Below are 214 nucleotides of genomic sequence, written 5' to 3'. Positions count from 1 at the left end.
TTTCGCCGGCGCAAGTTCCGGAAACTCAACCAGCAATGCCTTGTTGCCCTGGGCGATGTGTTTCATTACTGCCGGTCTGATGTTTTCACGCACGCTCCCTGTCGATACGAAGTACATGCCCCAGGCCTGATCGGGCGTGCAATGGCCGATTTGTTCCTCAATGTCTCGGAAGGCCTTGCATTCGTCTGGGGTTGAGCAGCACTGCTGAGCGTAT

The organism is Pseudomonas meliae, from assembly GCF_001400515.1.
Taxonomy (GTDB): Bacteria; Pseudomonadota; Gammaproteobacteria; order Pseudomonadales; family Pseudomonadaceae; genus Aquipseudomonas; species Aquipseudomonas amygdali.
Note: the sequence above shows the minus strand (reverse complement) of the source record.